This window comes from Frankia sp. CeCAU1, from assembly GCF_977971845.1.
Window position 1 is genome coordinate 1 of sequence record NZ_CDWWXA010000163.1, and the last position, 8204, is coordinate 8204.

At 68.1% G+C, this 8204-nt stretch carries 10 protein-coding genes; 6 read left to right on the forward strand and 4 right to left on the reverse strand.

What is annotated here, in order from left to right:
• Both AC08OO_RS20525 and htpG read left to right on the forward strand, forming a co-directional pair.
• Positions 1-500, forward strand: a 500-nt coding sequence (locus AC08OO_RS20525) for an IS6 family transposase (protein WP_476618930.1), incomplete at its 5' end; no start/stop codon positions are given.
• A gap of 347 nt (positions 501-847) precedes the next feature.
• Entirely contained in the window at positions 848-2800 is a 1953-nt protein-coding gene (gene htpG / locus AC08OO_RS20530) for a molecular chaperone HtpG (protein WP_476611151.1), read from the forward strand.
• Between the two features lie 210 nt (positions 2801-3010).
• Here htpG and AC08OO_RS20535 read toward each other — a convergent pair whose 3' ends face one another.
• The gene (locus AC08OO_RS20535; RefSeq protein WP_476611150.1) at positions 3011-4168 is read right to left on the reverse strand and encodes an RNA polymerase sigma factor; all 1158 of its coding nucleotides are present in this window, start codon (positions 4166-4168) and stop codon (positions 3011-3013) included.
• The gene (locus AC08OO_RS20540) at positions 4165-4572 is read right to left on the reverse strand and encodes a YciI family protein (RefSeq protein ID WP_476611149.1); all 408 of its coding nucleotides are present in this window, start codon (positions 4570-4572) and stop codon (positions 4165-4167) included. Before AC08OO_RS20540 ends, AC08OO_RS20535 begins: the two co-directional genes overlap by 4 nt.
• A 162-nt stretch (positions 4573-4734) precedes the next feature.
• On the opposite strand from AC08OO_RS20540, the gene AC08OO_RS20545 reads away from it, so the two are divergent.
• Together AC08OO_RS20545 and AC08OO_RS20550 are read left to right on the forward strand one after the other, a co-directional pair.
• Positions 4735-5004 (forward strand): type II toxin-antitoxin system VapB family antitoxin, encoded by a 270-nt coding sequence (locus AC08OO_RS20545; protein WP_476618931.1) that lies wholly within the window; start codon positions 4735-4737, stop codon positions 5002-5004.
• A 427-nt stretch (positions 5005-5431) separates the two neighbouring features.
• The gene (locus AC08OO_RS20550; RefSeq protein ID WP_476611147.1) at positions 5432-5776 is read left to right on the forward strand and encodes an alpha/beta fold hydrolase; all 345 of its coding nucleotides are present in this window, start codon (positions 5432-5434) and stop codon (positions 5774-5776) included.
• Positions 5777-6028: 252 nt separating this feature from the next.
• On the opposite strand, the gene AC08OO_RS20555 is transcribed toward AC08OO_RS20550, so the two are convergent.
• Positions 6029-6868 (reverse strand): Fic family protein, encoded by an 840-nt coding sequence (locus tag AC08OO_RS20555; RefSeq protein ID WP_476618932.1) that lies wholly within the window; start codon positions 6866-6868, stop codon positions 6029-6031.
• A 68-nt stretch (positions 6869-6936) separates the two neighbouring features.
• On the reverse strand, positions 6937-7143 hold the full coding sequence (locus AC08OO_RS20560; RefSeq protein WP_476611153.1) for a PadR family transcriptional regulator: 207 nt from the start codon (positions 7141-7143) through the stop codon (positions 6937-6939).
• A gap of 63 nt (positions 7144-7206) precedes the next feature.
• On the opposite strand from AC08OO_RS20560, the gene AC08OO_RS20565 reads away from it, so the two are divergent.
• Complete coding sequence (locus AC08OO_RS20565) at positions 7207-7437, forward strand: hypothetical protein (RefSeq protein WP_476611145.1); 231 nt, start codon at positions 7207-7209, stop codon at positions 7435-7437.
• Positions 7434-7817: a twitching motility protein PilT gene (locus AC08OO_RS20570; RefSeq protein ID WP_476611144.1), complete on the forward strand. Its 384-nt coding sequence runs from the start codon at positions 7434-7436 to the stop codon at positions 7815-7817. The genes AC08OO_RS20565 and AC08OO_RS20570 overlap by 4 nt, the downstream gene beginning before the upstream one ends.
• The last annotated feature ends 387 nt before the right edge of the window (positions 7818-8204 follow it).

Consider the following 8204-nt stretch of genomic DNA (forward strand, 5'->3'; position numbering starts at 1 on the left):
AGGCGGCTCGTCCGTGTCGGCACCGGCCCGGGGACAGGTGGTTCATCGACGAGACCTACGTGAAGGTCGCGGACCGGTGGACGTACCTGTACCGGGCGGTTGACCAGCACGGGCAGGTCATCGACGTCCTGGCCAGCGCACGGCGCGACCAGGCTGCGGCACGCCGGTTCTTCACCGCGGCGCTGTCTCACGGCCGCCGGCCGGTCGAGGTCACCACCGACAAGGCCGCCGTTTACCCGCGGATCCTCGACAAGCTGGTACCCGAAGCCTGTCACGTGAATGTCGCGCAGGAGAACAACCGGATCGAATCCGATCACAGCCGGTTGAAAGCCGGGCTCCGCCCGATGCGCGGACTGAAACGGCTGCGCTCCGCCCAGACGATCAGCGCAGGTCATGCCTTCGTCCAGAACATCCGCCGCGGCCACTACGAACTCGGGACCGACACCGACCCGCACGCACGGCTGACAGCCGCGTTCACCGAGCTCACCCTCGCCATCTGATCACACACTCGACAGGGTCAACCATGCCCCGCCTTCCCCCAACGCAACAGACCCTCATAGCGCACTCCCAGGATGTCAGGGGCTCCCTGACACCCTGGGTTGTCAGGGAGCCCCTGACAACCGCCAGGCGCGTTCGCGTACCGGAAGCTCTCGTCGCGTCGTTACTGAGACACGCTCCTAGCATCGGGCCGCCCACCGGCTGGTCCGTCGGCGGAGGTTCGCGGACGCCCGATATGATGTGGGCTGCCCGTTCCGCTGCGTGCCCGAGGCGTCGCCGGGCGCTGGCCGTCACGCGCGGGACCGGGTAGCCGTCGTGCAGTCTGCTCGTGTCCGCATGGAGGAGCCCCGTGAGCACCCGGGTCGAGACGCTGGAGTTTCAGGCCGAGGCGCGTCAGCTTCTGCAGCTGATGGTCCATTCGATCTACTCGAACAAGGACATCTTCCTGCGGGAGCTGATCTCCAACGCGTCCGATGCCCTGGACAAGCTGCGCATCGCGTCGTTGGTCAAGGACGGCCCGCGGGTCGACAGCGCCGACCTGCGCATCGAGATCGAGGCCGACGTCAACGCTCGCACCCTGACCGTCCGCGACAACGGCATCGGGATGTCCCGCGACGAGGTCGTCGGGCTCATCGGCACCATCGCGAAGTCCGGCACGGCCGAGCTGCTGCGCAAGCTGCGGGAATCCGAGGACGGCGCGGCGTCATCCGATCTGATCGGGCAGTTCGGCGTCGGCTTCTACTCCACTTTCATGGTGGCCGACAAGGTCACCCTGCTGACTGGGAAGGCCGGTGAGAGCGGCGGCACCCGGTGGGAGTCCGACGGCGCGGGCACCTACGTCATCGAGACGGTGGACGACGCGCCGCGGGGAACCGCGGTCACGGTCCACCTGAAGCCCGAGGACAGCGAGGACCGTCTCTACGACTACACCGACGAGAACAAGATCCGGGAGATCGTCAAGCGGTACTCCGACTTCATCGCCTGGCCCATCCGGCTGGTGTCGGCCCCTGCCGCGAAGGACCAAGACTCGAACGACGACGGGACAGCCGAGTCCGGCGCCGGCGCCGAGAATGCCGGCGACCGGCCACTCAACTCGATGAAGGCGCTGTGGGCCCGGCCGCAGAGCGAGGTCGACAAGGCCGAGTACGACCAGTTCTACCAGCACCTCAGCCACGACTGGACCGGCCCGCTCGAGGTCATCCACATGAAGGGCGAGGGGACGTTCGAGTACGAGGCCCTGTTGTTCATCCCGTCGCGAGCGCCGCTCGACCTGTTTACCCGGGATGCACGCCGCGGCGTCCAGCTGTACGTGAAGCGCGTGTTCATCATGGATGACTGTGCGGAGCTCCTGCCGAACTATCTGCGCTTCGTCCGGGGCGTCGTCGACACGCACGACCTGTCGCTCAACATCTCCCGAGAGATCCTCCAGCAGGACCGCCGGATCCAACTTGTGCGGCGCCGGCTGGTCAAGAAGGTACTGGCCTCCATCAGGGCTCTTCAGGAGAACGACGCCGAGCGCTACCGCACGCTGTGGAAGGAGTTCGGCGCCGCCCTCAAGGAGGGCCTCCTCGAGGATGCCGACAACCAGGATGCGATCCTCGGCCTCGTCTCGGTGGACTCGACGCACGACGCCGATCGGCCGACCACGCTGCGCGAGTACATCGAGCGCATGAAGGACGCCCAGAACGAGATCTACTACCTGACCGGCGATTCGCGCGGAATGATCGAGAACTCGCCGCACATAGAGGCGTTCCGGGCCAAGGGCTACGAGGTCCTGATCCTGACCGACCCGGTTGACGAGGTCTGGGTCGAACGGGTGGCGGAGTTCGACGGCAAGCCGCTGAAGTCGATCGCGAAGGGCGAAGTCGACCTCGACACCGACGACGAGAAGAAGAGCAGCGAGGCCGAGCGGGAACAGCTGCGCAAGGACTTCGCCGCCCTACTGCCCTGGCTGGCGGCCAAGCTTGAGGACGAGGTCAAGGAGGTCCGGCTGTCCAGCCGCCTCACCACGTCGCCGGCCTGCCTCGTCGGCGACACGTTCGACATGACGCCCGCGCTGGAGAAGATGTACCGGGCGATGGGGCACGAGATGCCACGCCCCAAGCGCATCCTCGAACTCAACCCGACGCACGCGCTGGTCATGGGCCTGCACGCCGCACACGAACGGGACGCGGATTCCGCCGCTCTCGGCGACACCGCGGAGCTGCTGTACGGCATGGCGCTGCTCGCCGAAGGCGGAGAACTGCGCGATCCCGCGCGATTCACCCGCCTCCTCGCCGAACGCCTGGCGGAGGCGCTGTAGCGGCCGCCAACCGAGCGGGCCGTGTTTGTGCCGCGCGACGTGTTCGACCTCGAGTGCGCCGAAGTGGCGCAGGCTGTCGACAAGAATTCTGCCGCGGTCCGCCAGCATGCAGGCGACCGCACGCCGTAATGAGATTTGAACTCACTGTGAGGCGATCGCCCTGGCCGCGGGGCCGCGCCAAGTGCTGCGGGAAAATCCGAGCGCGACCCGTCAGCGACACCGGCGGGCGTTGAGCCGGGCGGCCTGGCGCGTCAGGTAATCGCGCTCGGCGAGGTTGGGTGCCTTGTGGGCCGCCTCGGCGTACAGCCGTGCCGCCGTCGCCAGGTCGCCGTCGCGCTCGTGGAGGTACGCCGCCACCGCGGCGTGGCGGGGCAGTGAGTCGTTCAGCGCCGCGAGCGCCGCCAGCCCGGCGCGCGGTCCGTCGGCCTCGCCGACAGCCACTGCGCGGTTGAGCCGGACGACCGGGCTGTCGGTCAGGCGCGCGAGCTCGTCGTACCACTCGACGATCTGCACCCAGTCAGTCTCCTCGGCGGTGGGCGCGTCAGCGTGGAGTGCCGCGATGGCAGCCTGGGCCTGGAACTCGCCCAGCCGGTCGCGGGCGAGGGCCGCCTGCAGGATCTTGACGCCCTCGGCGATCAGCTCAGTGTCCCACCGGCTGCGGTCCTGCTCGGCGAGCGGCACCAGGCTGCCGTTGGGCGCGGTCCGGGTGACGCGCCGGGCGTGGTGGAGCAGCATGAGGGCGAGCAGCCCCGCCACTTCGGGATGGTCGACCGCGGCCGCGAGCTGCCGGGTGAGCCGGATGGACTCGGCGGCAAGGTCGACGTCGCCGGAGTAGCCCTCGTTGAAGACCAAGTAGAGGACGCGCAGCACGGTGGCGACGTCGCCGGGCTGGCCGAACCGCACGCCGGAGATGGTGCGCTTGGCACGGCTGATGCGCTGCGCCATGGTCGCCTCGGGCACCAGGTAGGCCTGGGCGATCTGGCGGGTGGTCAGCCCGCCGACGGCGCGCAGTGTGAGCGCGACCGCGGACGACGGCGTCAGCGACGGGTGGGCGCACAGGAAGTAGAGCTGGAGCGTGTCGTCCACCGCGGGCGCGGGCCCGGGCGCCGGCTCCTCGTTGACGAGGTCCTCACGCCGGCGGCGGGCGGCGTCCGCCCGGGTCGCGTCGAGGAACCGGCGCCAGGCCACGGTGACCAGCCAGCCCTTCGGGTCCCGCGGCGGGTCGGCCGGCCAGGCGCGGACCGCCTCGACCAGCGCGTCCTGCATGGCGTCCTCGGCCGCCGCGAAGTCGGCTCCACGGCGGACGAGGACCCCTAGCACGCTCGGGGTGAGGCTCCGGAGCAGGGCCTCGTTTATCTGAGAGGTCACTCCGTGATGGTGGGCGGCGAGGCCAGGAACGGGCGCACCTCAAGCCACTCGTGGATCGGCTTCCCGCCCGCCCCAGGGGCGGCCGACAGGTCCCCGGCCAGCTCGATGGCGCGCTCGTAGCTGTCGACGTCGATCACCATCCAGCCGGCGATGAGGTCCTTGGTCTCGGCGAACGGGCCGTCGGTGACCGGTGGGCGCCCCTCACCGTCGTACCGGACGAACGTCCCCTCGGGGGCAAGCGCCTGACCATCGACGAACTCGCCGGTCCCCTCGAGCCGGGCCGCGAAGTCGTGCATGTACTGCATATGCGCCGAGATCTCCTCCGGGGTCCACTGGTCCATGGGCACGTTGTTGACCGGGGCCGGAGCGCCGCGGTAGTGCTTGAGCAGCAAGTACTTAGCCATCGTGTTTCTCCTCGGTGCTGGTGCTACCCATTTTGGTCACGTTCACCGCGGGGACGGAGCCAGTCGCGGGTTCTCGACATCGCCGGTTGCATCCCGAGCGCCGGAGTCTCAGCCGGTAAGACCCAACGGACGGCGGGTACCTTGGTGGAAGGATCCGCCTCCATGGTGGACGGAGCCTTGATGGCGTTGAACATCAAAAATGAGGAAGCCCAGCGCCTGAGCCGCGATCTTGCGGAGCTGACGAGGGAGACCGTCACGACGGCCGTGCTCGTCGCTGTCCGGGAACGCCTGGAGCGGATGCGCGCCGACCGCGACGAAGGTGAGCGGCGAGCGGCCCGCATCGTTGCCCTGGGTCGTCAGACAGCGGCTGCGGTGCCCCCATCCGGCCTGAGCATCGAGGATCTCTACGATGAGCATGGGTTGCCAGTGTGATCGTAGACTCGTCGGCGCCCGTCGGCGCCCGTCGGCTCAAGTGGTGAGGACTTCGTCCACACTGATCTGATCGCCGCGGAGCTGGACGACGAATAGGCACATCGACGAATGACCGGCTGAGTAGGCATTCTGTTGGCTTCCGACGCACCAGGCTTTGCGGGCCAGCGCCGCCTCTCCCTTCGTTTTGGCTGGGGACTTGAGGATCTTGCCGTTCTTGCGCCAACAAGCGACATCCACGTCGTCGTGGACGTGTTGTCATTCAGTATGGCGGTGTCGGTCGCGGTCGGGCACGGGGCGCGCGTCTTTCCATACTTCAGCGAGAGTTTCTGGCTGTCGGGGGTTCTCGACGGCACGCTGTCCCTGCTCACCAGCGCAGTGGTGCCCACCAGGCCCGGCCTTCTTCCGCTTGATCGTGACAGCCTGCTGCATGTCCCCTTGGCTAGGGCCAGTCGTCGCTGCGGCCCGGGACGCCCGCATCGACCACTTTCACCTCGTCGGTCACTCGCTCGGCGCCGTCGTGGCCACGGCCACCGCAGGGCTGCGCCCCGACAGGGTACGGTCCCTGACGGCGCATGCCGGATGGATCAGCGCGGACCCGAGGATGGCGTCCCAGTTCGAGCTGTGGAAGCGGTTGGTGTTCGTCGACCCCGCGGCGATCGCGCAGCTGCTGTTGCTCACCGCGATGGGCAGGGAAACCCTGGACGCCTGGGACCGGACCGATTTCGAGCGGGCGAGGGAGGCCTTCGTCGGCCTGTTAGACGGTGCGACGTAACCAGCGTCGTAGGCGCTCATGTTTCGTCGAAGTTCCCAGATGCGTTGGGCGGTCGGCCCGCCGAGCGGTTCGCGACGAATCGGTAGGCGGATGAGGTGGGCGATGAGATTCGGGCTGTACCTGGCGAGACCGCTCGTACGCCTGGCCAGGCCGCGGAGCGCCGAGATGACCTCAATGTCCAGGTGGGCGGGAGCGCCTGAGCGTTTCGGAAAGAACGAACGAGTGAGACGTCAGTTTCGGCGGTGGTGAGGTCTAGCCGCTGCCTGGCGGTAGGACTCCCTCATCGGCGGCGAGCCGGCAGGATGTCAGAAATCCAAACATTCCGGTACCGTCCTTGCGTCGGAAGAAGTCCACCATCTCGGTGTTGAACTCGTGGCGGCGCGCGGCCGGGACGCTGATTGCGTCCATGCTCTGGGACATAAGATAGCCATTCATCATATAGCGCGCCGTGCGCTTGTTGCCGTCGTAATAGAATTGCTGTAGCGAGCCGAAGAGAAAATAGGCGATCGCTTGCTCGAACTCGTCATCGATCTCGGTAGAAAGGAATTCCAGTCCCTGCGAGAAGATGCGGCGTAGGTTCTCGCCTCCGCGTTCGGTAGCAGGCGGCAGGTAGCGGCCATGTTGGCCGAGGCTGACGCCAGGGGTGAGCGTCTCCCTGCCCTCGCCGCGGAAATGGCCTGACTCCAGCGCCTCGTCCCGGGCGAGCAGAAACTGGAGCCTGTCGGAAATCTCCTTGGAAAGCCGGAACTCGTGCGCCCTGACGAGCCGGGCGAGCTCGTTCGCGGCCTCGGCGAGGTTCAAGATCTGACGTTCGTCGCTGACCTTCCGCCCGCCGACGGTGATTCCGTCCAGGAGCGTCTGGACCTCGGGGTAGGTGAACGGGTTGCCCTCGAGTACCGCGGCGTCCCACACGTACTCGGGCAGCGACCGGTGAAACCGCCAGACCGCTCGCTCAACCGAGAACCGGGGAATATCCCGACGCGCCGCGGACCGATCCCAGGTGAAACCGAGGGCGCCTAGCATCGCTCCGCTCGTCGCCATGAACCGCACCTCCTTGGGGCTGCGCGCGACAGGCACACGCCGCGAGCCCATGCCTGTGATCCAACGATACGGCGACCGTGCCCGCCACCGCTTGGGGCACAGGGCGAGAAGGAAACGCCTCATGCCTGGGCCAGCCGTGACTGCCCGGTCTGGACGACCCGGGACCAGGTGGCCAACTGCGCGGTCAGGGCGGCTCTTCCCGCTGGCGTGATCTCGTAGGGGCGGCGGTCGCCGCTGGGCAGCGCGGCGATCAGGCCGCGTTCCACCAGCTTGGTCAGCGAGCCGTACAGGGTGCCGGGACCGAGCCGAACCCCGGTCCGGTTCAGTACATCAGCGACGTACCGCGGTAGTTGCTACTCCGGTGTTCTGGAGTGGTGAAGGTTGACAAGATGAGCGTGTCCTTCGAGGGCGAGTTGGGCGACGCGGTTCGGGATGCCGCCCGCCGGGCCGGCGTTGGGCTGTCGGCCTGGCTCGCGGTCGCGGCAGCCGCGAAGCTGCGCGCGGATGCGCTCGCCGAGTTCCTTGACTCGTGGGAGACGGAGAACCCGGCGTTGACGCCGGAGGAGCTGGCGCGGGCTGAGCGCGAACTGGGTCTGCGCGCTGATCAGTCGGCGGCGTGAGCGCGCTCGTTCTCGACGCGGGCGCGTTCCTGGCTGTCGAGTGGGGTGATCGGGAGATGGTTGCCCGGCTCCGGATCGCGCAGCAGCGGGACATCGGCCTGCGGAGCAACGCTGTCGTCGTCGCCCAGGCCTGGCGGGACGGCGCCGGCCGCCAGGTCACGCTGGCCCGCCTGCTGCGCGCAGTGGAGGTGCGCGCCGTTGATGAACGGACCGGCCGTGATGCCGGCGAACTGCTGGGCCGGGCTGGTACTTCCGATGTGGTTGATGCGACGGTCGCCCTGCTCGCCCGTCCGGGCGACCGCATCCTGACCAGCGACCCCCAGGACATCACCAGGCTCGTTCAGGCGAATGGCGTGCCGGTCGTGGTCGTGCATTGCTGACGATTCGGCAAGCACGTCGGTTGCCACCGGAGCCAACGATCAGGGGTGCTACGGCGGTGGCGTAGAACGGCGAGGAGACGGGCGGGTAGCCGTTCCGTCGCGGCGGCGTCGACCCCCAGGGTGACCCGCAAAGTCTGTTTGCGCAGGTCGGGGGTCTGCCCGGGGGTTGAGGGAGTGAGCCGGGGAACGGCTGGTTCATCTAGAGATGATCTCGGCCTGGTGACGTTCCGTAGATCGGTGGGGTGATAGCCGGCCCGGCGCTGCGACGCCGCGCTGGTTACTGACAGTGGAAGCGATGGGGGTTGGCTGTCCCGGGGTGAGGCGCTGGGCGGCCTGTGGGCGTGTTCCCGGGGGATGAGGCAACGGGGCCCGGTAAGGATGGGATTG